The organism is Trichocoleus sp. FACHB-591, assembly GCF_014695845.1.
In the GTDB taxonomy this organism is placed as follows: Bacteria; Cyanobacteriota; Cyanobacteriia; order FACHB-46; family FACHB-46; genus Trichocoleus.
On sequence record NZ_JACJPA010000108.1, the window covers coordinates 21,884 to 44,840 of the forward strand.

The window sequence follows — 22,957 nt, forward strand, 5'->3', positions numbered from 1 at the left end:
ATGGTTTATCTTACTTAATAGAAGTAAATATAAAGATACAAAAATGAACGCCGAAACCATTAAAGAGCGGATTACGCTGATTAAGAGCAAGCGGGAAACTTTACTAAGATTACTAGAACAGCCTGATTTAGGAACTCTGAGAATTGATGTGAATCAGGCTTTAGAAGAGATGGATGATTTGATTGACGAATTTCAACGAACCTTCCCAGAAGCAGGAAACCTCTAAACCTCCATCGCCTTAACCCCTTGCCTGGAACGACTTATCTTCCAGGCAGTAAAGGTTGTGGATGCTTAGGCACTCGCATTCTTAGCTGCTTGCCCTAGTTCTTTCACCAAAGCTACAAGTTCATGAGTCGCAACGTCTTTCTTGCAGAAAGCGTCAATTTTGGCTGTTTGAATCATCACCTCTGTTTGAGGATCGTCTACTGATGAGTAAGCGATGATGCGAATATTGGGAGCAAAGCTTTTAATCTGGGTGGATGCGCTTAAACCATCCAAAACTGGCATTTGTAAATCAATAATAATTACATCAGGGTGCTGATGCTTAACCAGCTCAACTGCTTCTTGACCATTACTCGCTAGACCAACCAGTTCAATGTTGGATTGGTTCTGTAAAGCCAGCTTGAGGCTGAGTCGAGTCAACTCATGATCATCGACAACAAGGACACGGAGGGCAGAGCGCATACAGGATAACATGACTACTCAGTCAAGTAAGAGACATTTCAGATTTAGACAATTTTAGTCTAGTAGTAGGCACTACTGAAATCCCTCTACCGTTGGGGCGAATCGCAAGAAGGAATTTCTGGCTAGCGGGTGACTGCCAAAATTACAGTGGTTCAGGTGGGATTTTATACCTTGAAAACTATTTTTGATGGTCTTGATAGTTGTCTCATGTTTAGCAGCTTAAGCATTGAGTTATACAGGTAAGGTGGCGTTCCTAAGCCGCTTCTTAAGTTGCTTAAGTTGTTGAGCTGGCTGCCATCTCCATGAGAATTTTTTGCGAGCTGAGTTCTGGACAGTCCGCTGCGGGGCGACGTTGAATGTAGCGGCCATTTGGTTGTAGTTCCCAGGCATGGCGGTTGTCGGAGAGCATGGTTCCCAAGATTTCTTGTAAGTCTTTTTTCAGGTCTGGGTCTTCAATGGATACGACTGCTTCTACACGGCGGTCTAGGTTGCGTGGCATCCAGTCGGCACTGCCAATAAAGACTTCATCCTCCCCTCCGTTGTGGAAATAAAAGATACGGGAGTGCTCTAGGAAACGGCCTACGATACTAACAACACGGATGTTGTCGCTGACACCTTTGATGCCAGGTCTGAGACAACAGATGCCACGAATGATCAGGTCAATTTGGACCCCTGCTTGAGAAGCTTCGTATAAAGCCACCATAATTCGCTTGTCTACCAAAGCGTTCATTTTGGCGACAATGCGACTAGGCAACCCGTTTTTGCAGTTTTCAATTTCTCGGTAGATCAGGCTCAACATGCGATCGCGCAAGTTAACTGGAGCGACTAACAACTTGCGATAGGACTGTTGGCGGGAATAGCCCGTTAGATAATTGAACAGATCGGTTAAATCAGCTCCTAACTCATCGCGACAGCTCAACAAACCAATATCGGTGTAGATGCGTGCTGTTTTGGGGTTGTAATTTCCGGTACCAATGTGGACGTAGCGACGAATGCGGTTCTCTTCCCGGCGCACTACCAAGGCAATTTTGGTATGGGTTTTCAGTCCTACTAGGCCATAAACAACGTGCACGCCGACTTTTTCCAGCTTGCGGGCCCAGTTGATATTGTTTTCTTCGTCAAAGCGAGCTTTGAGTTCTACTAAAACAGCTACTTGCTTGCCATTTTCAGCAGCAGCAATCAGGGCGTTGAGAATGGGCGAGTCTCCAGAGGTGCGGTAGAGCGTCATTTTGATCGCCAGCACGTCTGGATCATGGGCGGCATGGGTAATGAAGCGCTGCACCGTCCCCGAAAACGATTGGTACGGGTGATGTACCATCAAGTCTTGCTTCCGAATCAAGCTGAAGAAATCTTCGCCATCTTCTCCTTCTGAGCCATTGCGATCGCTCGTAGGTTGACTCAAGCGCCGCAAACGAGCTGGGACAACGGGAGACCAAGGAGCATCTTTAAGATCTGGCCGTGGCAAGGCCAGAAAGGACATCAGATCGCTCAGTCCCAGCATGCCTTCCACTTCGTAGACATCGCTTTCCTCGAGCGACATCTCTTGAATCAACATTTCTCGTACTGCTGGGGGAGTGGAAGATTGAATCTCCAAACGCACTACGGAACCGCCAAACCGCCGCTTCCGTAACTCCTGCTCGATCGCAAGCATCAAATCATCGGCTTCATCTTCTTCCAGTTCGAGGTCGGCATTGCGGGTAATCCGGAAGGGATAGTACTCTTGGATGTTCATGCCTGGAAACAAAGACTCCAGGTTATGAGCCACCACTTGCTCCAGCGGTACTCCTGTCCAAGCTCCGCCTTGGCCCTTGTGCTGTAGCTGTAAGTTTTCTGGTAACTGCAAGAAGCGGGGTAGCACTTTAGGAACTTTGACACGGGCGAAAAATTCTTCCTCCGTCTCTGGGTCTTGAATCACCACCGCCAAGTTGAGGCTGAGATTGGAAATGTAAGGGAAGGGATGGCTCGGATCAACCGCTAGAGGCGTGAGCACTGGAAAAATCTGCTCTTCAAAGTAGCGCTGCAAATAAACCCGCTGCTCTTGGTTTAAGTCCATGTAGTCGAGCAGATAAATGCCTTGGTTGGCGAGTTGGGGCCGCAAGGCTTGCTCAAAATGCCGATGCTGCTTGATCACCATAGGTCGCAGGCGATCGCAGATGGCATCCAGTTGCTCTTGAGGATTGCGCCCCTCTGAGGTGAGCTGGCTGACCTTCGCTTCTACCTGCTGCTTCAGGGCCGATACCCGCACCATAAAGTACTCATCCAAGTTAGAGCTAAAAATGCCCATAAACTTGAGGCGCTCTATCAAAGGAGTACGAGGGTCAAAGGCTTCATGCAAGACCCGGTTATTAAACTCCAGCCAACTCATCTCGCGGCTGAAATAATACTGGGAGTCAGTGAGGCTGGGCTCAGCAATGATCTTTTTAGTTTTCGGCATGGTTCTGAGGCAATCACGGCAGCGTTATCTGGACAGCAGGAGTAGCAGCGTCACAAGCCAGCTCGCTTAAAACACTTGGTCTTCCATCCCTATCCACCATTCTCCTAAATTCATTAGAGATTGGTGGATGTCAGCTAGCTCATTGGCATATTCATCGGCGGGTATGCTGTCTCGCCGCTCTTGCAGTTTTTGTAAGCGTAATTGCAACAGTAGCCAGGGCTTGGCCATACCATTGGTGGCCTCAATGTACTGAGCGATCTCGTTGCTATTCATTGCTAAATTTATAATTAATTTTCTTAAGCTATTTCATTGTAAGGATTGATGCTGCTGAAACACGGCCAAACAGAAAACAGCCACGAAATAAAACGTGACTGTTTGAGTGTGGTTACAGTTGATTTGGCTCAGCTCATGACTGAGAAAACTGTCAACTGCTGCGATTGAGAGCCAGTCGTTTAAGCCGCTGCTGCCAAGTTTTGAGAAACGAAGTCCCAGTTCACCACATTCTCTAAGAAGGCTTGAATGAAATCAGGACGACGGTTTTGGTAGTCGAGGTAGTAGGCGTGCTCCCAAACATCCAAGGTTAAGAGGGGAGTTTGGCCGTGAGCGAGCGGGTTTTCAGCATTGGGGGTCTTCGTGACCTTGAGGGTGCCGTTATCAAGCGCCAACCAAGCCCAACCGCTACCAAACTGAGTTGTGGCTGCGTTCTTGAACTCTTCAACGAACTTATCGAAGCTGCCAAAGTCAGCATTGATTTTGTCCGATAGAGCGCCGCTGGGGGAACCACCACCGCTGGGCTTCAGGCTGTGCCAAAAGAAGGTGTGGTTCCAGACTTGAGCCGCGTTGTTGAATACACCGACTTTGTCTGGGTTTTTGAAGGTGGCCTGGATCACTTCTTCCAGCGATTTATCCGCCAACTCAGTGTCTTGGGTGAACTTGTTCAGGTTAGCGACGTAACCTGCGTGGTGCTTGTCGTGGTGGAACTCTAGGGTGCGCGCTGAGATATAAGGTTCTAGCGCGTTGTAGTCGTAAGGTAAAGGGGGAAGTTCAAAGGCCATGTGTTCAATCCTCTCCGAATGGCTGGTGGAGCGATCGCGGGTAGCAAGCCCAGTTCAATCGGCGATCGCTTCTGTCCAATGCTGCATGACAGCACTGGTAGAGACAGCAATTTACGATAGGATTTTATATCAAAAGTCCGGTGAGAGCTAGAGCAAACCCGGAATCCTAATCATTTAGCCTATTTCAAAGCTTTATTCAGGGCGTTAAAGCTTTAAGTCGACGGCAATTCGATGGGCACAGGCAAAGCCAGAGAAAGCGACCGCATTAAGTCCTTGCCCCGGAAAAGTGCTGTCGCCCACACAGTACAGCCCTGGCACCGCAGTACGATTGAAGGGCATACCCAACAGTCCCAACAATTTGCGCTTAGGGATAGGGCCATAGGTGCCGTCTTGCCGCCCTAGGAAGCGACGATGAGTCCGAGGGGTGCCGACTTCTTGGTAGTCCAACGCTTGCTCTAACCCAGGAAAAATCTTCTCTAATCGTTGTATTAAAGTTGCTGCGGCTGCTTCTTTCTTTTCTTCGTAGTCACTAGGGGATAGTCCTTGCCATTCCTCCAGGTAACTGGGGGTAAAGGTATGGATGATGTGATGACCTGGAGGCGCTAAGTCAGGGTCGAGTAAAGTTGGGATCGAGACGAAAATTGTACTTTGAGACTGCTCCATCTGCTGCCAGTCTTCCAATAAAATGTGATGGCATTCCGTACCAGTCGGCAAGGCTTCGGCTTTCACGCCTAAATGCAAGCTAAGGAAACTGGGAGATTTTTGATAGCGTTGTTGCCACTTCTTCTCAGCAGTGGGCATTTTGTCGGTTGGCAGCAAATGCTCGAAAGTGTCCCAGCGGGTGGCATTAGAGACGATTCGCTTGGCTCGATAAACCTTGCCAGAAGCGAGTTCTACTCCTACAGCTCGGCCATTCTCCATCAGGATTTGCTTGACTCTGACTTTGTACTGAATCTGACTCCCCGCTTTCTCTAAGCCTTCGACCAATTTTTGGGCAATTTGACCGACACCGCCTTTAGGGTAGTTGATGCCGCCATAGTGGCGATCGCTAAACACCATCCCCGCATTGATCATCGGAGTTTTATCAGCCGGAACCACCGACCAGCAGTAGCACTCCATGTCGATAAATTTCAGCAGCGCCGGATCTTTGATGTAGCGGCGGGCAATATTTCCGACATTTTGGGGCAAATACTGGACCAATCCCAAACAAGCCAAGGGATGCTGAAAAAACACGCGCGTCAAATAGCGAGGTTCTTCCAACGACAGCAAATCCATCGCATTGAGACAGTTAAAGACTTTCCAGCATTCATCGTAAAACTGCCGAATGCCCTCGCGCTCGTGGGGAAACTTGGCAATTAGTTCTTGCAAGAACTTCTCATAGTCTCGGTGAACTTTTAGATCTAATCCGTCGGGTAGGTGGTAGTGAATTTGCACTGGGTCTGGAATCGTTTCCAGACTCATATCCACCGCTTGCAAGGCTCGCGTCAGCAAATTTGTAGTGCCTTGCTGACCAAAGCCAAAAATCATCGAGGCTCCCACATCAAACCGATACCCAGCCCGCTCGAAATAGCCAGCGCTCCCCCCAGGAATCAAGTAACGCTCTAAGACTAATACTTGGGCTCCTTTAGCCGCGAGTTGGGTCGCTGTTACTAAACCGCCAATCCCAGAGCCAATGACGATGGCATCAAATTCTGTGGACTCAGCAAAGGCACTTTGACCAGAAGCAACGGGAGATGTATTGAAAGCAGGCATGACCCAAGGAGATTGCAGAACAGTGCAGGAAGCAGGTAATCAGGACTAAAACAACGAGTTGGCGATCGCAACTCACCTTTGCCAGTCCACCCGCTCCTCTGTTCAGTGTATCTGAGTCTGTATATCTATAACGGCGATCACCATAACGGCAATCATGGCCGTGATCAGCAGTGATCAATCGGGGCGATCGCTAATTGATAACGAAAATATAACCAAAAAAGAGGGGACCAGTCTGCTGCCGCTAACCGATCCCACCTGCCGATCCTTAGAGAGGAGAACACTTGAAGCTAATATAATCTTATTGAAAATGATTGTCAATCACTAATGAAAATGAGTTGCAACAAGTATGATGAATTTCCGGTGGCGATTGCATCAGAATCCGATGAAGTGCCCTTAGTGGTTCGCATCTATGCAGAGGGGAAAGGAGTATCATAGTGAACGCTTGAGACCTGGCAATTTCTACCTCTTTAACTTCTGGCTATGGCTTTGCAACTGCGAGTTTATGTTCCGCCCCATCCTTTAATTAAGCACTGGCTCGCTGTAGCCCGTGACATTTCGACTCCCCCCGCTCTCTTTCGCAGTGCCATGACTGAGTTAGGGCGCTGGCTAACTTACGAAGCCATCCGGGACTGGTTGCCTACCGTAGAAACCACGGTGGAAACTCCTCTCAGTCCCTGTGCTGCCACGTTTGTAAATCCAGAAGTACCGGTTGTGGTAGTGCCGATTTTGCGGGCAGGTTTAGCACTATTAGATGGAGCGCAAGCTCTGTTGCCCTTGGCCTCAATTTATCATTTGGGTTTTGTGCGAGATGAAACTACCCTAGAAGCCAGTTGCTATCTCAACAAGTTGCCAGAAGTATTCCCACCCGAAACCCATGTCTTAATTAGTGAACCGATGTTGGCAACGGGTGGCACCATTATGTCAACAATGGCAGAATTGACCCGCCGAGGAATTGATCCAGCCTTCACCCGCATTATTTCTGTAGTGACGGCTCCTCCAGCTTTACAAAAGCTGAGCACCGCCTATCCCAGCTTGACGATCTACGCGGCTGCCATTGATGAAGGGACGAATAGCCACGGCTTTATTGTGCCAGGGCTAGGAGATGCGGGCGATCGCACCTTTGGCACTTAGGGCTGCCCCTACTCCATGAATTCGTAGTAGTTACGCTAAGCTGAACACTAAAGCAGGACAGTACGAGATGAGCAATCGAGACGGTTTCACAGGCGGCTTTATCGCAGGAGCCCTCTTTGGCGGCATTGTGGGTGGTATTCTAGGCACCCTCCTGACTTCCAATCGCTTGCAAGAGTCGCTTCCCGGTGATGACGCTTTGAGCGGTAAAGGTAAAAAACGCAATCTCAAGCCTCCCACCGAGCAGAGTATTGAAGCGTCCCGCCGTGGCTTAGAAGACAAAATTGCCCAACTTAATGAAGCCATTGATGATGTGCGCGAGCAACTCAGCACCGTAAACGGCAGACCAGAAGAACGCGAGGTCGTGGGTTGGGAAGAGCAGGCCCAGCGCGATCGCTAACCGAAGCGTGTCAAACCAAAAGTTTCAAATAGTTGTCCTGCCAACTCAAGCGACAAGCTGTAATACTTCCCAAGGTGTAACTTCTGCTTGACCAATCTCGAAGGCACTGATATTCGTTAAAGTAAATTCAAGCCTAGATTGCTTGTATCTCTTCTAGAAGGAAGCCAGATTATTTATGAATTCCTCAGTAGCGCTGCTGACTGATACCTTTGCTACTTTCTTGAATATCTATGTGGTTCTGTTGATTTTCCGGATTCTTTTAAGCTGGTTTCCTAACATTAGCTGGTCTGATCCACCGTTCTCCATCGTGAGCCAGTTAACTGATCCTTACCTCAACTTATTCCGCTCTTTTATCCCTCCCTTGGGTGGCATGGATTTCTCCCCCATTTTGGCTATTTTCCTGCTGCAATTTTTGGCTCAAATTTTCAGCAGCTTGCAGCAGGGTTCCTACGGGATCTAAAAGTGGAATTAGAGCTGCCTGTCGTTAAAGCAAGTTGCCTCAGTCGCTCAACTAACGACGGACCTTGCCAGTAAAACCTGCTGCCTTGAACTGCTTTAGCTTTAAAGGAGTAGGTTGGCTGGCTGGAACAGTAATTCTCAATTGAAAATCGCTGACACCCGGTGGTAACTCATCAATAGAACCCAACCGGGTACGATTTTGCATGACTAGATCATTATTGGCATCGTAAATGCGGCCAAAGATATCTGCATTAATCACAGGCTTGCCGGAATCGTTTTGAGCTTTGCCAGTTACCAGAAAGCAGTTAGCGGGCATGGCTGCACCGCCACTCGTGACAGTTCCCTCGGCTAGCTCCGCTGGACATTCGTGATAAGAAATGTCAAACAACTTAATTTGGGTGAGTGCGATCGCAGCAGGACTCACCAGCCAACTGCCTACCGAGAATAGGCAAGCAATCACAAGGACAGCAAAGGCCCGAAAGCGCATAAACTTCACTGTAATGACTCAATAACGACTAGGTGAGCTGATTGTAAAGCAGCCTAAACTCAGCTTAGCGTGAATTGGCTCTAAACCTTTTCAGTTCACTGAGCCTGCTTCGCTGAGCCCTTCTGTAATAATAGAAATTTAATCTTCGCTGTAAAAAGTTAATATTTTTATTAATGATTGGTGCGAAGTTCAACTCCTAAAAGCTCATCAAAAACGCCGAAGATGACTCCCAAAATTTTGGCAATTTGATAGTAAAGCTGATTGATCAGCGCGGAGTGATGTAGAAATAGAGATTGGTTTTGAGGTTGGTTCATCCACTTTAGCTACCATCTGCCATGACCAAAGCTGAGATTGAAGCGGTCCTACAAGCAGCATTTAGCCGATGTGATGCCGTCAACTACCCGCTCAATGAGCAACAAAAGCAAATTCTGCTGGGCCTGGTAGTGGAATTAGAGCGTTTACAGCGCCAAAGTAACAATGGCGATGATCACAGTGAAGGGAATCCGCTGGATGAACTGACCGGTGAACAACGACGCACTCTGCTCGAATTTGTCAGAGAGCAAGAGCAACAAAACCATCCCTGGAAAATTAAGCTACTCAACGATTGGCTACACAATCGCAACTCCGCCTCAATGCAATTTATTCGTGAATTGTACGGCCCGCAGTGGCTTAATCGAGTTCAACCTAGGCACGTTGCGGCCTACGCCGAGCTAGACAATTGCGAAACCTTAAAGGTCAAAGTGGGCGATCGCATTGAAGTTTGCAATAGCCTCTGGGAATGGGTCCAAGAAGCAGGCCCCTGCGCCCCAGAATGGTTTCCTTGCACCGTTATTGGCATCGCTGAAAAAGATGACAACGGCCAAGCCTACACCAGTTGCTTGATTCGCTTCGACAGCGGCATGGAATACGAAATCCAAGGCATCTACCGCTGGAACCGCTACAACTGGCGCTGGCCTAATGCATAAGTTAACTTTTTGGAGGGGGTCTGGGGGACGCAACCGTCCCTCAGCGGGGGTTTGGAGGCAAGCGCCCCTAAGAATTCGGTTTTAGTAACCTACAAGCCCAAATAATCCCGCAGCGCTTGCCGCATCACCTCCCCCGGAGCCGACTGCCCTATCCAAATCTCCAGCGCCGCTGCCCCCTGCTGCACCAGCATTTCCAACCCATCGATCGCGATCGCTCCTTGCTGTTGAGCCTGCCGTAAAAACTGCGTGGGACTCGGCGTATAGATCAAGTCATAAGCGATCGACCCTTGAACAATCTGAGTTGCGATCGCATCCTCCAATGGCGACGCTTGATCATGGGGATGCATGCCAATCGGCGTACTGTTCACAATCAAACCTGCGTCAGGCAAAAGACTCGGCAACTCGTCCCAAGTATGAATCGAAAGCTCAACTGGAATTGGAGAAGTAACCCAACTTTGTTGAAACGCCGCTAACTTTTGGCGATCGCGCCCCACGACCTTCACCGCCGCGCAACCCAACTGAGCACACCCTGCTACGACTGCCCGCGCCGCACCACCATTGCCTAAAATCACCGCCGTTGTTTGGCTCCAATCGCGATCGAAGGTTTTGAGGGGAGCCAGAAAACCAATCACATCTGTATTCGTGCCGCTCCAGCCTTGCTCTGTGCACCAAACCGTGTTCACGGCCCCAATCGCTTGAGCCACGTCCGACACCTGATTCAACAGGGGAATGATGGCTTGTTTGTGCGGAATCGTGATACTGAATCCGCGTAGGTCAATGGCAGCAAATCCAGCGATCGCGGTGGCTAGATCTGATGGCGCTACAGGCAGAGCTACGTAAACGTAATCCAAACCCAGTGCAGCGATCGCCGCATTGTGCATCACGGGTGAGAGAGAATGCTGGATTGGGTCTCCAATCACACCCAAAAGTTTAGTTGTGCCTGTTATTAACTTCATGCCCTGCTAGCTATTTAGATCCTGTTGTCAGAATAGAGCTAGCTGTGAGCGATCGCGCCTGTTGCATCCAGATCGCCACTGCTTCCACAGGAGGGCACAAATCAGGTCGCCGCATCATGGCAACTTGCAGCCGCATAATTTGGGGGTGTAGGCGATGCAAAGGGGTTTGAGCCAGTTGAGCGCAAGAGGCGATGCCTGCATGCAGCAACAGACCGCAGTATTGACAGCCCACATTGGGAATTTTTGCCAGGTCAGCTAAAGCCACCCATTTGTTGACATGCTGAATATGGATTTGCAGTTGAGCCGCTAGGTGCTGTTTCTGAGCGGGTGTAGCAGCTTGTTGCAATAGCTGTTGAGTAGTGTGAATGCCGTGGCCTTGTAAGCGAGTTTGGTCTTCTTGGTTTAGACCTGGCAGTTGTTCAATGGGCCAGCTACAGGGCCTTAGGGGTTGAGGACGAGACCCGGAACGATGGCGATCGCGCGTACGCATAGTCGTGTCACTGACAAAGAATCCTATTCTGGCGCATGTTGCCCGGATCTGCTGAGAACAGCGCTCAGAATAACCACTGCCCGCCCCGGAAGCGCGATCGCGGAAACAGAACTCGCATCAAACTGTGAGCCGCTAGATAAATCGCGAGCCAAATTGAGCTGTAGTGCCACAAAAAACCGGACATGGATAAGTTGCGATTAATGCCAAATAAACCCACTGTCTTTAGGAGCAACACAATAAACACCGCTTCCCATAGCCCCGCTAACAGTTGCAAGGCTCCCGGCCAGTCGCGGTCCCAACGTAACTTTTGCAAGTAGGTGTATAAGGCATCCCACCCTAGCCCAAACAGCGCTGCATAGAGCAGCACCCAGAAAAACTGGGCACTCGCACCAGGGCCAATGTAGCCAAGCCCAAACGGCAGAGTCACCAGAACACCGACTGTGGCGAAAAGAAATAACCGAGTTTGCCAGCGTCCAAATAAGGTAGGTGTCATACTTTTACCCTCAACTTGAGGACCTCAGCCACTAGGTTGATGAAAAACTAGTAGGTAAAGGATATTACAGAACTGTTGAATCTAATCTGCTATGGCTGAGCATATCGAGTTTCATGCAGCAACTTCTAGCTGAAGTCACCGCTACTTTTCTGGCTCTACTCCCCATTGCCAACCCCGTTGGGGCGGTACCTTTGTTCTATAGCTTAACCGCTTTAGATTCCAAAGCTTATCGTCAGGCGCAGGCTCGGAAAACCTCATTGAATGTGATTTGCGTCTTGATTATCTTTTTTCTAGCGGGCAGGCTGATTTTAGAATTTTTTGATCTTTCCTTAGGAGTCTTACGAATTGCGGGGGGCTTGCTAATCGCACACACGGCTTGGGAAATGGTGACTGTACGACCCAGGCTCACTCCCCCAGAACGAGAGGAAGTTGCAGAAAAAGAAGATATTTCCTTCACGCCAATGGCTGTGCCCATGTTGAGCGGTCCGGGTGCGATTGGTGTAGTGATGGGTTTGTCAGCGAGATCAAGCCATTTGCTGGACCATTTAGGCGCTCTGATCGGAATTCTGCTACTAGGTGGCATGATCTACTTTTGCCTTTCCGTAGGCGATCGCGTCATGGCTCGTTTAGGTAAGAGTGGCGTGGGCGCTTTCAACCGCGTTTTAGGATTTTTCATTTTGGCGATCGCCGTACAGTTCATTGCCGAAGGGACGATCGCCCTCCTCAAAGATTCGCTTCCGGAGCTATTCAACTAGGTGGCTGTTAAGAGGGAGGTTGCCCAATCACCCACTTGAACCACTGATTCAGCGATCGCACAGGGTGTAAGCGTTGCAAACTAGGAGCGCGCATTTTTGCTAAGTCTGCCACTGCGCAAAGAGCCGCATATTGTAAGCCCAAGAAACTATCGACCGCTGCATAGGGGCCACCTAGCGTCATAGCTCCCGCTGCATACATGCGCCCTCGACCATTCCGCATTTCTACCAGCTCAAAATCATTAGCTACACTCAAGCGACCTAACGGATTGAGCGGCAAACTGTACTGCGTCACCAAATCATCTAGAAGTGGGTTTGTTTTGACCTTTGCTTCTAAACCTGTTGCATCAATGACAAAATCTGCTTCCAGGCGCATCTGCCCCTTCAAGTTTTGTTCTTGAATGTAGGTCACAGGGCGATCGCGAGCATCCTGTTCTACCCGCTCGACTTCCCCAAAAGTAATTTGATACCAACCTTGACTCAGCCCCTCTTCTACCATGCGTCGCCAATCTCCGCGATCGGCTGTAGTCGTGCCACCCCAAACTGCTAAAAGACTCTGCCGCTGTTGCGGATCGGCTTGCTCTAGCATGGTTCGCAACTCCCCGCTCCAGCAAGCTTTCGGCCAATTGAACGGTTGAAATTCGTAATGATTTTCGACGTGGCGTTGGCCGAAGCCAAACTTGTTGCCTTGCGGTTTGGGCGATCGCATCAAATGCAAAACCGCAATGTGAGGATTTTTTTGCCGAGCTTCGTAGAGCCGCTGCACAATCCGCGAGGCTACAATCCCCCGCCCTCGAATCAATACAGTGCCCCCCTGCCGTTCCAAGTGTTCATACACATGGTCGTGATTTTCGTAAGCATTCACCACCGATTTAAAGTCTTTCGTTTGCTCGCGATAAGCTTGCAAGTCAGGCAAAAACTGAATCGCAGGGTATCCGGTGGCAAGTTGCACATAGCGGGCCACTAGGAAGGCATGATCGCGTTGCTGCGAGGTTGAGCGAGAATAGGCGATCGCGTACCGTCCATCATTGGTTTTGCGAATTCCCCGCACCCGCCCGTAGAGAAACATTTGCTCCCAACCGATCCGTTTAGCTTCGCGATCGAGAGATGCAAAGACATTGCTAGCCCGTGGGGTATAGGTTTCAGCAAAGGTTGGCTCAGCAAATACCTGCCACAGATATTTCAGTGCTGCAAGAGGTCTGCCTTTGCTTAAGTCGTGCCAAGCTTCCCGCAACGCATAACTGGGCCAGCCCCAAATATTATCCGGACAAGAATCAGAGTTGGAGCGTAACCGTTCATGCGAGGGAATCTGAGAGTTGAGGCAGAGACGTTGATAGCGAGCATGGGGCTGAGGCTCCATGCCTAAAGCAATAATTTGCGCTGTGTGGACTCCACAAATTCGCAACAAATCAACCCAGCAAAAGCTACCTAACCCTGCTCCGATCGCAGCGTAGTCAGTTTCTTGAACGGGTAACCCTGTGGCAAACAAATCTTGTACTGAGACTTGCTGATTTTGAAACAGAGCGGGTGGAAAAGATGCATCAGTTAGATTGACCTCGTCGGGACTCGGTAACTCTGTGACGGCAAAACGAGGATCAGGTAACTGAGTTGCCGCCAGAGAAGGTGGAGTTGAAGGAGATGCGGCAGGTGCCGGAGGAGTGACGGCGAAGGAAATGGCGATCGCATAGGGACCAATCTGGATCGTGTCGCCGTTGGCTAAGAAACTGCGATGATGCAGCACTCCGTTGACTAGCGTGCCATTAATGCTGCTTTGATCGGTCACGACTAAGCCATCTGGCTCGAAGGTGATCAAGGCATGGAAGCGGGAAATATCGTCACTGGCTAGAACAACTCGGCAAACTCGTTGTTCTCCCATCAGAGCGGGCATGTGAGAAAATTCTCGTCCCAGAGCGATCGGCACCGTCAAAACTGGCGATCGCCGCTCCCCGGTAACAGGTTCTTCCCAGCTCAATTGAATTTGGAATGGTGCAGCCCCCATCATGGGCAACTCCTATCACCTGATGGCTACGTTGGCGACAGTATGACACTGACTGCCGCTGCTAAGGAAGCCCCACACCAATGACACCCTGCCGCTACATGCTCATAGGCCAAAACTTGGTGGCATTTGGGGCACTTGAGGCCGTAGACAGCACTAGCTACTGGAACCACAGCGAGCAGTGGACTGGGAGCAGGAGTGTGAACAGGAGTAAGAGCAGGAGTCATAGGAGTAGCAAAAAACTGGGGTTCTAGAAGCAGCGTAGCCATAATTGGCGCGATCGCAGTAACGGTCAGATCTACTTGGCCTAACCTAATCTGGCTACCTACCTTGAGCGCTGCCTCGCCCTGCATCAAAGGCAAACCATCAATTACAGGAGGATTTTGATCTCGCAGATTGCGCAAATAATAGTGCTGCTGGTGCGGTTGCCAGAAAATCTCAACATGCAAACCGGAGACGGTCGGGTGCGGTAGGATCCAATCACAGCGCTCTGGATCACGCCCAACCCGGAAAACACCCGCATTTTTGGTGGGTTGAAAGGGATGCAGCGTTTGAGTTTTGGTCTGACCTGACTCAGTCCAGACGAAAGTGATTTCGTACATCGTCCCAGCTTTTAATGACTTGCTATCAATTACCTCAGCTGTAGCGGGTGCAATTCCCTATTCTGGTTTGCCAGATTTATGAAATGGCTCGGATTCACAAGTCTGAATCTTCTGCTTACTTTGTGTTTTCTAATGAGTAAATTTGCTTATCAAAGTTCGGCTGGTAATCTTGATATTGCTTTTTTTAGGAGCGCAATAAAAGCAGCGGATTATTTTCTTGTTTAGGTCTAGCAATCCTAAGTGGGGTGCGTCTCTCGCAACCCAGCAAATTGATAAATCATTTAGGATTTCTATATTTCTTTTAGATAGAAAAGTACAAAATTCTTTTGATTGTGATGTGTCTCACAGCAAAATTAATTAAATCTTTATTAAATATCAAAGAGATTAACTCAGTCCGTTGTTGTAGCTTTTCACGGAGCATAACTTATGGCTACAAGTGGCGCTCCCAAACGAGACAATATTAACCAGGATGAGGTGACTAAGTTTTGGGGGCGCGAGATGACAGACCTCGCCCCCCGAGAAAAAGAACTGGTGGTGATGCTCTGGCAGAAGCTCAAGCAGCGCCGCCAGAACCCGCCCAAGTCGCCAACTACATCGCACAGCTTAGATCTCCAGCTTTTTGGGTAAAGCGCAGATTTTCGCTGTAGTCCACTGGGCAATCGATCACGGCTGGGACATCCTGAGCTAAGGCCGTTTTCAAAGTAGGAATCAAATCGGTTGCAGATTCAACTCGGTAGCCTTTCAAGCCCATGCTTTCAGCCAGCTTCACAAAGTCAGGATTGGTGAATTTAACAAAGGCAGAATGGCCGTAGTAGTTCTGTTGTTTCCATTCGATTAAGCCATAGCCACCGTCGTTAAAGATGATGGTGACGAAAGCGGTGCCGACTCGTAGCGCGGTTTCTAGCTCTTGGCAGTTCATCATAAAACCACCATCTCCAGTTACCGCGACTACCTTACGGTCTGGGTGCACCAGCTTAGCCGCGATCGCCCCTGGTATGGCAATGCCCATCGCCGCAAACCCATTGGAGATAATGCAGGTGTTGGGGCGATCGCAGTGGTAGTGTCGCGCCATCCACATTTTGTGTGCACCCACATCAGAGATCACCACGTCCTCTGGCCCCATGACTTGCCGTAGGTCGTAGACTAGCTTCTGGGGTTTAATGGGGAAACCGTCATCCTTGGCATACTGCTCGTAGTCAGCTTGAATGTCTGCCCGTAAGCTAATGGCATAAGGCTCTGGCTGGCCTTGGCGGTTAGAGCGCTTCAATATTTCTTCTAGAGAATCAGAAATATCTCCCACGACATCGGCGATCGGCATATAGCTGCTATCAACTTCTGCGGTGGTTTCGCCAATATGCACAATCGGAATCGTGCCGTTGGGGTTCCACTTCTTGGGTGAATATTCGATTAAGTCGTAACCAATCGCAATTACTAAGTCAGCGCGATCGAAGCCACAACTGATGTAGTCGCGCAATTGCAAACCCACTGACCACAAAGCTAAAGGATGGGTGTAAGGAATCACCCCTTTGCCCATAAAGGTATTCGCCACAGGAATGTTGAGTTCTGTAGCGAACTTAGTCAAGGTTTCGCTAGCATGCGCCCGAATTGCTCCGTTACCTACCAGAATGATCGGGTTTTTAGCATTAGCGATCGCCAATGCTGCTTGCTCAATGCTGTGGAATGAAGCGTAGACTTTCTCCATCGAGCACTTGGACAGGGGTTGCCCTGGAGCCGTCATGGCGGCAATATTTTCTGGGAAATCGATGTGAACGGCACCTGGTTTCTCGCTTTCAGCGATCTTGAACGCTTTGCGGACGATTTCTGGAGTATTGCTAGGGCGAACAATTTGGGCGTTCCACTTGGTTACAGGCGCAAACATGGCCACCAAGTCGAGGTATTGGTGTGATTCAATGTGCATGCGATCGGTGCCAACTTGCCCAGTGATAGCAATTAGCGGAGCACGATCTAGATTGGCATCTGCTACACCAGTCATTAAGTTGGTGGCACCAGGGCCGAGGGTGGAGAGGCAAACTCCCGCTTTCCCCGTCAACCGACCATAGACATCTGCCATGAAAGCAGCGCCTTGCTCGTGACGAGTGGTGATGAACTGAATTGAGGAATGGCTTAAGGCTTCCAGCATGTGGAGGTTTTCCTCTCCAGGTAAGCCAAAAACGTAGCGAACTCCCTCATTTTCTAGGCACTTAACCAACAGTTCAGCAGTGTTGATTTGACCTGTCGTTTCACCCATGTCATTTCACCCAAACGGTTTTGATATTGACGAATTCATGAATGCCCTGAATGCCTAACTCTCGCCCATATCCCGATCGCTTAATGCCACCAAAGGGCAGGCGCGGATCGGATTTGACAAGCCCGTTAATAAATACAGCACCCGCGTCTAGTTCTTCGATCAGGCGGCTGGCTTCGTCTGCGACTTGGGTCCAAGCACTGGCTCCCAAGCCAAATGAAGTGCTGTTAGCGAGGCGAATCGCTTCATCGATATCTTTCACCCGAAATAGCAGTGCCACCGGACCAAAAAATTCTTCTTGGTCGGCAGGGGTACCAGGAGGAAAGTCGGTGAGAATTGTGGGAGCGTAGAAATTACCAGGGCGCTCTTTTATAGGATGCCCACCCACTGGCGCTCTTGCACCTTTTTCTAGGCAAGCCTGCACCTGATGGTCTAAATCTTGCAGGATGTCAGGGGTGGCTAAGGGACCAATATCGGTGTCGAGATTCATTGGGTCGCCCACTTTCAGCGCCTGATACTGCTCGACTAAGCGGCGCTCAAACTGATCGGCGATCGCCTCAGCAATAATAAAGCGCTTGCCAGCAATGCAAGATTGGCCGTTGTTCATAAGACGCGCAGTTACAGCGGTGGTTACTGCTGCTTCTAGATCCGCACTCCCTAAGACAATAAATGGGTCACTGCCACCCAACTCCAATACCGTTTTTTTGATTTGCTTGCCACAAGCAGAGGCGAGACTAGCGCCTGCATGTTCGCTTCCCGTTAGGGCGGCTGCTTTGACGCGGTCGTCGGCAACTAGAGCTGCCACGCGATCCGAGCCGATCAGCAGCGTTTGGAATACTCCAGGCGGAAAACCAGCTTTATCAAAAACGTCTTGGATGGCTAAGGCGCACTGCGGCACGTTTGAGGCATGTTTAAGCAAGCCAACATTTCCGACCATCAGAGCAGGTGCGGCAAAACGGAAGACTTGCCAAAAGGGAAAGTTCCACGGCATCACTGCTAGCACTGCTCCAATGGGCTGGTAGCGCACAAAACTCTGACTGGCATCAGTTTGGGCTGGCACATCCGCCAAAAACTCTGCGGCGTTTTCTGCGTAGTAGCGACAGACCCAAGCGCATTTCTCTACTTCAGCGATCGCTGACTTAAGAGTTTTGCCCATTTCCAGGGTCATGATTTTGCCGAAGTGCTCTTTGTTTGTCTCGAGAATCTGCGCGGCGGCCTGCATCCACTCCGCCCGTTGCGCGATCGCAGTTTTTCGATACTGCTGAAAGGCTTGGTCTGCTTGCTGAAGTTTAGCTTCTAGTTCTGCGTCTGTAAGGGGTTCAAATGTCTTGAGCGTCTCTCCCGTGGCTGGGTTAATCGTTGCGAGCCCCATATCCAACCTCCCGTTGAACACAAATGAGGTAGCTCATCTAGCTCGCCTTGGCTGACTCAAATACCCCAAGTGCCTCAAGTGTCTGATTCTGCTCAATTCATAGACGCTCAATGCGTAGAAACAGACATGGAGCCAGCAGTTCTAGAAAATTCTCAGCTTTCGCAGCGTGTTGAGAAGAAGTTCATCTGCTGTAAAGAAATGGCAGTCAGTTGGATACTTGGAGGGTAAGAGATTAGTCAATGTGCTTACTAAATCAGTTGTGTAGCTACCAGCTGCTAGCACGAGTCTAACAACAAATTTCTTGAATGGCGGATATTGAGCCCTTGATCCCTATCCCAAGTAGGAGACAACCTCCAACCCGGAGGCCAGAGGTTGTTTGATCAAGATGCAGATCTGGTAAATCGAAATTAGCGTTACCTGGCAAGGCAAGGTCTGAGCAGAGGCCTAGGTTTCGTAAACGCTTACTTTACGGTGTTGATCTCAACTGAAGTAGAAGTTTGACTGGTGGAAGTTGTAGTCGTTGAGGGCACAGTTGTAGAACTGGAGGGTAGCTGCGGTAGACCTGTGCAGGCATTTGGCACTTGCCCTGCTAAGCGCTGCTGCTTTTTAGCTTGGTTGAGTTGATGCACATACTGAGCCCGCGCTTGACCGCGCAGTTTTCCACCCTTGTTAGAACGTAGGTTAGCAGCCTTACTCTCAGTGCCTAAAGGGCTTTGTTGACAAATTGGCTGAAGATTTGGATCGGTTGAGCTAGACTGCTCGGAAATTTTCTCTGTTTTTTGCGGCTTCTGCTGCTTCTGGGGTTTGCCTTTAGCCATTGCAGGCATTGTCACGGTGGCGAGGCAGACAATGATCAGGCCCGAATACAATAATTTCTTCATAGTTGTCTGGGGAAGCTTAAGAATGGGTGATGCTCTAGCGATCGCGAATTGCAGCGGGAACGAAGCCTGAAACCTGAACGAAGGGAAGGGAAATCTCTCTTATACAGGAATAGACGAAGTATAAATTTATACTGTTCCTGAAGAGTAAAAAATTGCAGAAATTGCTCTCGTCTGGAAGGCTTGGCCCACAGATAAAGGCTCAGAGTCCAAGATTCAGTATGCCCAACCTCGCAGTAAAAAATAATCGCCGCTTTGTCTAGGGGGATGACAAAGGGCGATCGCTAGAAAGTATTTAATTTGCAATTGTGGGTGAATCTTGGTTGAGGCTGCCTTAAAGCCTGAGTGATGGTTTCTGGCGTTGCTGCGATTGAGTGTACTTACACACCAGCTGATTCATCGTTAATAGAATCTGAAGCATTCCAATCAACGCCCCAAGAGTAAGCAAGTAGCTCCGTCCAGCTTTCAGCATCGCCATCAATGGCTCCAAAGCTGAGAAATGGATCAAAGGCACCCGCAATATCGAGTGGGGAGTCTTGCTCGGGGAATTTGTTTTTGTCTAGGAGTGCAGTTGGCTTGGAGTCTGCAAACATGGTCTTCTCTTGAATTCGTCATTCCATGTCAGCCCATGAAGTGTCGTGACACGAACTTGAGCCAATAGATATTTCTAAAGATGCGCCAAGACTCCGGACAAATCCTGTCTCGAAAGGCTAACGTGCTCCCCTTCTCAGGTTCAGTATAAATTGAGGGGAGCTGTCATGCTTACGGAGGACAAGCACTCAGTTAGTTTGCAATTGAGCTTCTAGGGTTTTAGCAATGCGATCGCGAGTTTCCTCTAAGTGAGCTTTGGTGTATGTGTCTAGCTTGCGGCCTTGTTTGCGTAAGGTATCGCTCAGTGAGCCATGTAATTGTCGTAGCTCATACCAGGCTAGGGTTCGGGCATCTTCTGGGGCTTCCCGCTTTCGCAGCACCATCGCAGTTAAGAGATTCAGATGTTCGCGTTGCAGGGCGCGATTGAGGCTGGAGAATTTCATCGGCTGGTCACTAGGCCGCACCACTCCTTGCCAAATGCTGGTTTGAAGGGTGTCAAATAGTTCTGGCAGCGTTAAAGCTTTTCCAGGTTCGGTTTTGAGCTCTGTGTCTTGCAGTCGGCTGAGGCGATCGGCAGAGAGGAGATCTCGCAGCACAATGCTTTGGAGAAACAAGACGCGATCGTGAATGGGATAATCCAGATTAAACACTGGAACGTTGGTGCCCCAATGGTTCCAGCGTGAGGGCGCTAACTTGTTGAGGAGTCGGGGCGAGAACTGGAAGGACTCTTCATTGAACACATATTTCTGGACCAGGGCCAAGGCTTGCCGCTGTTTTTCCACCGGAATCGGTTCTAACGGTAGACGGCCAGCAGCATCTCCCCCGTGGTAACGACTTAAGGATTGACCACCAATGAAGTTGTTGGCATTGAGGGCATAGCCCAAGTAGTAGAAAAAGATAGTGTCGAAAACGTCCCGAACTTCGCTATAGCTTTCTCCTGCTACGGGATAACGCTTGTCGAGCCGTTTCCACATTTCACGAGCGTTGTCCATCTGCCATTGTGAGTAGAGCAAAACATCGCCACTCAAATCAAAGGCGTTTACCTCTGGATCGAGACCTGCGATGACGTCTTCGTCGGTGGCATAGGCTAGGTGAGCTTGCGGAGCGCGTTGGGCGATCGCTTGTAATCCCCGAATTTCTGCCTGCGGTACCGTCGCGACAATCGGCTTGTAACCGTACTCGATCGCCCACTCATCGTAGGGACCGACCACCTCAGTAAAATAGTCGCCCTGCTTGCCGCCTTGAGGAGCTAGGTTAGCAGCGTTGTAGTCCATCACCGAGGCAACTAGGCCCTGAGATTGGGTGAGTTTAGTATTATTGAGGTCTTGGGGCGGAACCATTGTGCTGCCGTGGAAATTATGCCGCAACCCCAATGTATGCCCGACTTCATGAGCAATCAGCTCTCGCATGAACTGATGGATATATTTCTGCATTTCTGCCCCGCTGGGCATAGCATTCTGCAACAAGGAGAGGGAGAGGTGCCCAGCCGCAAATTGGTGAGCTAGCTCCATGCCATAACAAGCATCTTGCTCGTGGGTTTGCTGCACGATCCGAGCCACCGCAGGGGGAATGGCAGGCTGAGCGATCGCAGAGTCAGATTGCATGGCCCGCAAATAACGAGGCTGCACTCCGCCTAGCGCACACAAGTTTTTGGCAGTGGCTGGGCCAGAAGGCTGACTAGAGGGCTGCCCGGAAGGTTGGCTTTGGGACACCAAGGCCTGAAAACCTTGCTTGAGATAGCGAATGAAGTTGCCATCGACAATAATGTCAGCGTCGAGAATTTCGCCTGTGAGGGGATTGACGCGAGAAGGCCCCATCGCGAAGGCGCTGTCGAAGGAGTTGAACCAGCGAATCGTGTTATAGCGAATGTCCGCAGGGTCCCAAGTGGCGTTGTCAGGCATCTGCTTGACTTCGATCGCATTCAGGAAGCCAATTTTCTCAAAGGCCCGATTCCACATCAGTACGCCTTCTTGGACTGCCTCGCGGTACTCCAGCGGCACTGTGTTCTCAATCCAGAAGACAATCGGTTGCTTGGGAGGTGACAGAGCTGCATCTGGGTCTTGTTTCTGTAAGTCCCAGCGGTTGATGTAGCGGACGAACGGTTCTCGGCGGTTGTCATCCGAAAAATCTTGATAGGCCGTGATGAAGTAACCCACGCGATCGTCTGCAATCCGAGGTCGATAGGGATTGTTTTTGGGCAACTCCGAGAAGCTGTAATGAACTCGTAAGGTCAAGGCGCGGCTGTCAGGTAACGCATTGATATAGGAGGGAGCACCCTCTCCGCCTCCGCCAGAAAAGCCATACACTGACTCGATTTCCACATTGAACGGAAACGCCTTAGCTGGACCGAAGTAAGACTTATTGGAATCAATGCTGTAGGGGCTTTCTAGCATCCAGCTTACAACTGGAGAGAGGCTGGCAAAGTCATTGAGTAGGAGGGGACCTAAATCGACCAAGACTGTCTTGCGTTTGGGATGGATACTTTTGATCGGTAGGGACGCGAGGACAGAATCACTAAAGGATCGGTCAAGGGATCGTTGGAGTGGATCACCAGCGCGGGTGCGGAAATAGGTGTTGGGCACCACGAAATGAATGTTCTGATTGACTCGGCGAAACTGAAAAAGAAAGTCTCCGGTGGGCAAACCACTGTAGAGCCCGCTTTCCCCGATTCCAGATTCTAAAGTCATGGTGGCCAAGAAGTTTTGGTTCAACTGTCCTGGCTTGATTTCAGCGTAGAGTTTACCTGTCTCTTTGTTGCGATAGAGGGTAAACAGCCCGCTGATTTTTTGAGTTTTCTTAATGACTTTATCGAAGGGTTGCAGATCGGGTAGGTCTGATGCTTCGTCTGCATCTTTGGAGGACTCGTCCGCTGCGGCGATCGCGAAGGGTTTGGAGTCAACCAAGCTTTCAGCATTTCCTACGGCCTGATCCAAAGCCTGATTTATGGTTGGCTCGACCAGGAGTTGGATAGTGGCTGGATCGCTCGTTACGAGTGTGGAGTTGGGTGCGATCGCTGCATTGGTGCTGACATTGGGTTCGTAAGCCTGGACTAGACCTACTCCTAAAAACAGAAATAAGCCACAGAGAAAAGCGATATAGAACGAAAACTTTTTCATTTCACCCACGACGCCCCTACTGCCAATGACGAAAAGGTAAACGGTGCGGGAGGGTAGGGTAAACTCCTGCACCATTAAATGAAGCATTCATACTAAAGCTAT

Annotated in this window: 25 protein-coding genes; 8 read left to right on the forward strand and 17 right to left on the reverse strand. The window is 49.8% G+C overall.

Features of this window, described 5'->3' with window-relative positions:
- Positions 1-43 precede the first annotated feature (43 nt).
- On the forward strand, positions 44-226 hold the full coding sequence (locus tag H6F90_RS22180) for a hypothetical protein (RefSeq protein WP_190431162.1): 183 nt from the start codon (positions 44-46) through the stop codon (positions 224-226).
- Positions 227-291: 65 nt separating this feature from the next.
- Here the strand turns inward: H6F90_RS22180 and H6F90_RS22185 are convergent, their stop codons facing one another.
- The 4 genes from H6F90_RS22185 to H6F90_RS22200 form a co-directional block, all read right to left on the reverse strand.
- Entirely contained in the window at positions 292-696 is a 405-nt protein-coding gene (locus H6F90_RS22185; RefSeq protein ID WP_190431163.1) for a response regulator transcription factor, read from the reverse strand.
- Between the two features lie 262 nt (positions 697-958).
- Positions 959-3,118 carry a polyphosphate kinase 1 gene (ppk1, locus tag H6F90_RS22190; RefSeq protein WP_190554346.1) on the reverse strand — a complete coding sequence of 720 codons (2,160 nt, stop codon included), beginning with the start codon at positions 3,116-3,118 and terminating at the stop codon, positions 959-961.
- Between the two features lie 66 nt (positions 3,119-3,184).
- Complete coding sequence (locus H6F90_RS22195) at positions 3,185-3,391, reverse strand: hypothetical protein (protein ID WP_190431165.1); 207 nt, start codon at positions 3,389-3,391, stop codon at positions 3,185-3,187.
- Positions 3,392-3,570: 179 nt separating this feature from the next.
- A complete protein-coding gene (locus tag H6F90_RS22200) occupies positions 3,571-4,173 on the reverse strand; it encodes a superoxide dismutase (RefSeq protein WP_190431166.1) in 603 nt (200 codons plus the stop codon).
- On the opposite strand from H6F90_RS22200, the gene H6F90_RS22205 reads away from it, so the two are divergent.
- Positions 4,172-4,324: a hypothetical protein gene (locus tag H6F90_RS22205; RefSeq protein WP_190431167.1), complete on the forward strand. Its 153-nt coding sequence runs from the start codon at positions 4,172-4,174 to the stop codon at positions 4,322-4,324. The genes H6F90_RS22200 and H6F90_RS22205 overlap by 2 nt on opposite strands.
- Positions 4,325-4,377: 53 nt before the next feature.
- Here the strand turns inward: H6F90_RS22205 and crtH are convergent, their stop codons facing one another.
- Positions 4,378-5,925 carry a carotenoid isomerase gene (gene crtH, locus H6F90_RS22210; protein ID WP_190554347.1) on the reverse strand — a complete coding sequence of 516 codons (1,548 nt, stop codon included), beginning with the start codon at positions 5,923-5,925 and terminating at the stop codon, positions 4,378-4,380.
- Between the two features lie 480 nt (positions 5,926-6,405).
- Between crtH and upp the strand changes: the two genes are divergently transcribed.
- The 3 genes from upp to H6F90_RS22225 all read left to right on the forward strand — a co-directional run bounded on the left by upp (position 6,406) and on the right by H6F90_RS22225 (position 7,913).
- Complete coding sequence (upp, locus tag H6F90_RS22215) at positions 6,406-7,056, forward strand: uracil phosphoribosyltransferase (RefSeq protein WP_190431170.1); 651 nt, start codon at positions 6,406-6,408, stop codon at positions 7,054-7,056.
- A 67-nt stretch (positions 7,057-7,123) separates the two neighbouring features.
- A complete protein-coding gene (locus H6F90_RS22220) occupies positions 7,124-7,453 on the forward strand; it encodes a hypothetical protein (RefSeq protein WP_190431171.1) in 330 nt (109 codons plus the stop codon).
- 175 nt (positions 7,454-7,628) lie between these two features.
- Positions 7,629-7,913, forward strand: coding sequence for a YggT family protein (locus H6F90_RS22225; protein WP_190431172.1), 285 nt, complete (start codon positions 7,629-7,631; stop codon positions 7,911-7,913).
- A gap of 51 nt (positions 7,914-7,964) precedes the next feature.
- On the opposite strand, the gene H6F90_RS22230 is transcribed toward H6F90_RS22225, so the two are convergent.
- Positions 7,965-8,399 (reverse strand): hypothetical protein, encoded by a 435-nt coding sequence (locus H6F90_RS22230; protein ID WP_190554430.1) that lies wholly within the window; start codon positions 8,397-8,399, stop codon positions 7,965-7,967.
- A 170-nt stretch (positions 8,400-8,569) separates the two neighbouring features.
- Positions 8,570-8,713: a hypothetical protein gene (locus H6F90_RS22235; RefSeq protein WP_190554348.1), complete on the reverse strand. Its 144-nt coding sequence runs from the start codon at positions 8,711-8,713 to the stop codon at positions 8,570-8,572.
- A 21-nt stretch (positions 8,714-8,734) separates the two neighbouring features.
- On the opposite strand from H6F90_RS22235, the gene H6F90_RS22240 reads away from it, so the two are divergent.
- Complete coding sequence (locus H6F90_RS22240) at positions 8,735-9,364, forward strand: hypothetical protein (RefSeq protein WP_190554349.1); 630 nt, start codon at positions 8,735-8,737, stop codon at positions 9,362-9,364.
- Between the two features lie 89 nt (positions 9,365-9,453).
- Here the strand turns inward: H6F90_RS22240 and H6F90_RS22245 are convergent, their stop codons facing one another.
- The 3 genes from H6F90_RS22245 to H6F90_RS22255 form a co-directional block, all read right to left on the reverse strand.
- Positions 9,454-10,320 (reverse strand): shikimate dehydrogenase, encoded by an 867-nt coding sequence (locus H6F90_RS22245; RefSeq protein WP_190554350.1) that lies wholly within the window; start codon positions 10,318-10,320, stop codon positions 9,454-9,456.
- Between the two features lie 10 nt (positions 10,321-10,330).
- Positions 10,331-10,810, reverse strand: coding sequence for a DUF4332 domain-containing protein (locus tag H6F90_RS22250; protein WP_190554351.1), 480 nt, complete (start codon positions 10,808-10,810; stop codon positions 10,331-10,333).
- 64 nt (positions 10,811-10,874) lie between these two features.
- The gene (locus H6F90_RS22255; RefSeq protein ID WP_190554352.1) at positions 10,875-11,303 is read right to left on the reverse strand and encodes a hypothetical protein; all 429 of its coding nucleotides are present in this window, start codon (positions 11,301-11,303) and stop codon (positions 10,875-10,877) included.
- A gap of 113 nt (positions 11,304-11,416) precedes the next feature.
- Here H6F90_RS22255 and H6F90_RS22260 point away from each other — a divergent pair, with 113 nt between their 5' ends.
- The gene (locus H6F90_RS22260) at positions 11,417-12,058 is read left to right on the forward strand and encodes a MarC family protein (RefSeq protein ID WP_190431179.1); all 642 of its coding nucleotides are present in this window, start codon (positions 11,417-11,419) and stop codon (positions 12,056-12,058) included.
- A 7-nt stretch (positions 12,059-12,065) separates the two neighbouring features.
- On the opposite strand, the gene H6F90_RS22265 is transcribed toward H6F90_RS22260, so the two are convergent.
- Entirely contained in the window at positions 12,066-14,057 is a 1,992-nt protein-coding gene (locus H6F90_RS22265; protein WP_242024590.1) for an FHA domain-containing protein, read from the reverse strand.
- A gap of 23 nt (positions 14,058-14,080) precedes the next feature.
- A complete protein-coding gene (locus tag H6F90_RS22270; RefSeq protein ID WP_190554353.1) occupies positions 14,081-14,653 on the reverse strand; it encodes an FHA domain-containing protein in 573 nt (190 codons plus the stop codon).
- Between the two features lie 426 nt (positions 14,654-15,079).
- Here H6F90_RS22270 and H6F90_RS22275 point away from each other — a divergent pair, with 426 nt between their 5' ends.
- The gene (locus H6F90_RS22275; RefSeq protein ID WP_190554354.1) at positions 15,080-15,280 is read left to right on the forward strand and encodes a hypothetical protein; all 201 of its coding nucleotides are present in this window, start codon (positions 15,080-15,082) and stop codon (positions 15,278-15,280) included.
- On the opposite strand, the gene H6F90_RS22280 is transcribed toward H6F90_RS22275, so the two are convergent.
- The 5 genes from H6F90_RS22280 to H6F90_RS22300 all read right to left on the reverse strand — a co-directional run bounded on the left by H6F90_RS22280 (position 15,243) and on the right by H6F90_RS22300 (position 22,942).
- Positions 15,243-16,880 (reverse strand): acetolactate synthase large subunit, encoded by a 1,638-nt coding sequence (locus tag H6F90_RS22280; RefSeq protein ID WP_313930017.1) that lies wholly within the window; start codon positions 16,878-16,880, stop codon positions 15,243-15,245. The two genes, H6F90_RS22275 and H6F90_RS22280, sit on opposite strands and share 38 nt — an antisense overlap.
- 22 nt (positions 16,881-16,902) lie before the next feature.
- A complete protein-coding gene (locus H6F90_RS22285; protein WP_190554355.1) occupies positions 16,903-18,270 on the reverse strand; it encodes an NAD-dependent succinate-semialdehyde dehydrogenase in 1,368 nt (455 codons plus the stop codon).
- 461 nt (positions 18,271-18,731) lie between these two features.
- Complete coding sequence (locus H6F90_RS22290) at positions 18,732-19,151, reverse strand: hypothetical protein (protein WP_190554356.1); 420 nt, start codon at positions 19,149-19,151, stop codon at positions 18,732-18,734.
- A 377-nt stretch (positions 19,152-19,528) separates the two neighbouring features.
- On the reverse strand, positions 19,529-19,741 hold the full coding sequence (locus H6F90_RS22295; protein WP_190554357.1) for a hypothetical protein: 213 nt from the start codon (positions 19,739-19,741) through the stop codon (positions 19,529-19,531).
- A 186-nt stretch (positions 19,742-19,927) separates the two neighbouring features.
- The gene (locus H6F90_RS22300; protein WP_242024591.1) at positions 19,928-22,942 is read right to left on the reverse strand and encodes a zinc-dependent metalloprotease; all 3,015 of its coding nucleotides are present in this window, start codon (positions 22,940-22,942) and stop codon (positions 19,928-19,930) included.
- Positions 22,943-22,957 lie beyond the last annotated feature (15 nt).

What these genes read in the sequence shown, in the direction of transcription:
- H6F90_RS22180 (WP_190431162.1), top strand. Translation starts at nt 44, where the DNA reads ATGAACGCCGAAACCATTAAAGAGCGGATTACGCTGATTAAGAGCAAG.
- H6F90_RS22185 (WP_190431163.1), bottom strand. Translation starts at nt 696, where the DNA reads ATGTTATCCTGTATGCGCTCTGCCCTCCGTGTCCTTGTTGTCGATGAT.
- ppk1 (WP_190554346.1), bottom strand. Translation starts at nt 3,118, where the DNA reads ATGCCGAAAACTAAAAAGATCATTGCTGAGCCCAGCCTCACTGACTCC.
- H6F90_RS22195 (WP_190431165.1), bottom strand. Translation starts at nt 3,391, where the DNA reads ATGAATAGCAACGAGATCGCTCAGTACATTGAGGCCACCAATGGTATG.
- H6F90_RS22205 (WP_190431167.1), top strand. Translation starts at nt 4,172, where the DNA reads ATGTGTTCAATCCTCTCCGAATGGCTGGTGGAGCGATCGCGGGTAGCA.
- H6F90_RS22200 (WP_190431166.1), bottom strand. Translation starts at nt 4,173, where the DNA reads ATGGCCTTTGAACTTCCCCCTTTACCTTACGACTACAACGCGCTAGAA.
- crtH (WP_190554347.1), bottom strand. Translation starts at nt 5,925, where the DNA reads ATGCCTGCTTTCAATACATCTCCCGTTGCTTCTGGTCAAAGTGCCTTT.
- upp (WP_190431170.1), top strand. Translation starts at nt 6,406, where the DNA reads ATGGCTTTGCAACTGCGAGTTTATGTTCCGCCCCATCCTTTAATTAAG.
- H6F90_RS22220 (WP_190431171.1), top strand. Translation starts at nt 7,124, where the DNA reads ATGAGCAATCGAGACGGTTTCACAGGCGGCTTTATCGCAGGAGCCCTC.
- H6F90_RS22225 (WP_190431172.1), top strand. Translation starts at nt 7,629, where the DNA reads ATGAATTCCTCAGTAGCGCTGCTGACTGATACCTTTGCTACTTTCTTG.
- H6F90_RS22230 (WP_190554430.1), bottom strand. Translation starts at nt 8,399, where the DNA reads ATGCGCTTTCGGGCCTTTGCTGTCCTTGTGATTGCTTGCCTATTCTCG.
- H6F90_RS22235 (WP_190554348.1), bottom strand. Translation starts at nt 8,713, where the DNA reads ATGAACCAACCTCAAAACCAATCTCTATTTCTACATCACTCCGCGCTG.
- H6F90_RS22240 (WP_190554349.1), top strand. Translation starts at nt 8,735, where the DNA reads ATGACCAAAGCTGAGATTGAAGCGGTCCTACAAGCAGCATTTAGCCGA.
- H6F90_RS22245 (WP_190554350.1), bottom strand. Translation starts at nt 10,320, where the DNA reads ATGAAGTTAATAACAGGCACAACTAAACTTTTGGGTGTGATTGGAGAC.
- H6F90_RS22250 (WP_190554351.1), bottom strand. Translation starts at nt 10,810, where the DNA reads ATGCGTACGCGCGATCGCCATCGTTCCGGGTCTCGTCCTCAACCCCTA.
- H6F90_RS22255 (WP_190554352.1), bottom strand. Translation starts at nt 11,303, where the DNA reads ATGACACCTACCTTATTTGGACGCTGGCAAACTCGGTTATTTCTTTTC.
- H6F90_RS22260 (WP_190431179.1), top strand. Translation starts at nt 11,417, where the DNA reads ATGCAGCAACTTCTAGCTGAAGTCACCGCTACTTTTCTGGCTCTACTC.
- H6F90_RS22265 (WP_242024590.1), bottom strand. Translation starts at nt 14,057, where the DNA reads ATGATGGGGGCTGCACCATTCCAAATTCAATTGAGCTGGGAAGAACCT.
- H6F90_RS22270 (WP_190554353.1), bottom strand. Translation starts at nt 14,653, where the DNA reads ATGTACGAAATCACTTTCGTCTGGACTGAGTCAGGTCAGACCAAAACT.
- H6F90_RS22275 (WP_190554354.1), top strand. Translation starts at nt 15,080, where the DNA reads ATGGCTACAAGTGGCGCTCCCAAACGAGACAATATTAACCAGGATGAG.
- H6F90_RS22285 (WP_190554355.1), bottom strand. Translation starts at nt 18,270, where the DNA reads ATGGGGCTCGCAACGATTAACCCAGCCACGGGAGAGACGCTCAAGACA.
- H6F90_RS22290 (WP_190554356.1), bottom strand. Translation starts at nt 19,151, where the DNA reads ATGAAGAAATTATTGTATTCGGGCCTGATCATTGTCTGCCTCGCCACC.
- H6F90_RS22295 (WP_190554357.1), bottom strand. Translation starts at nt 19,741, where the DNA reads ATGTTTGCAGACTCCAAGCCAACTGCACTCCTAGACAAAAACAAATTC.
- H6F90_RS22300 (WP_242024591.1), bottom strand. Translation starts at nt 22,942, where the DNA reads ATGCTTCATTTAATGGTGCAGGAGTTTACCCTACCCTCCCGCACCGTT.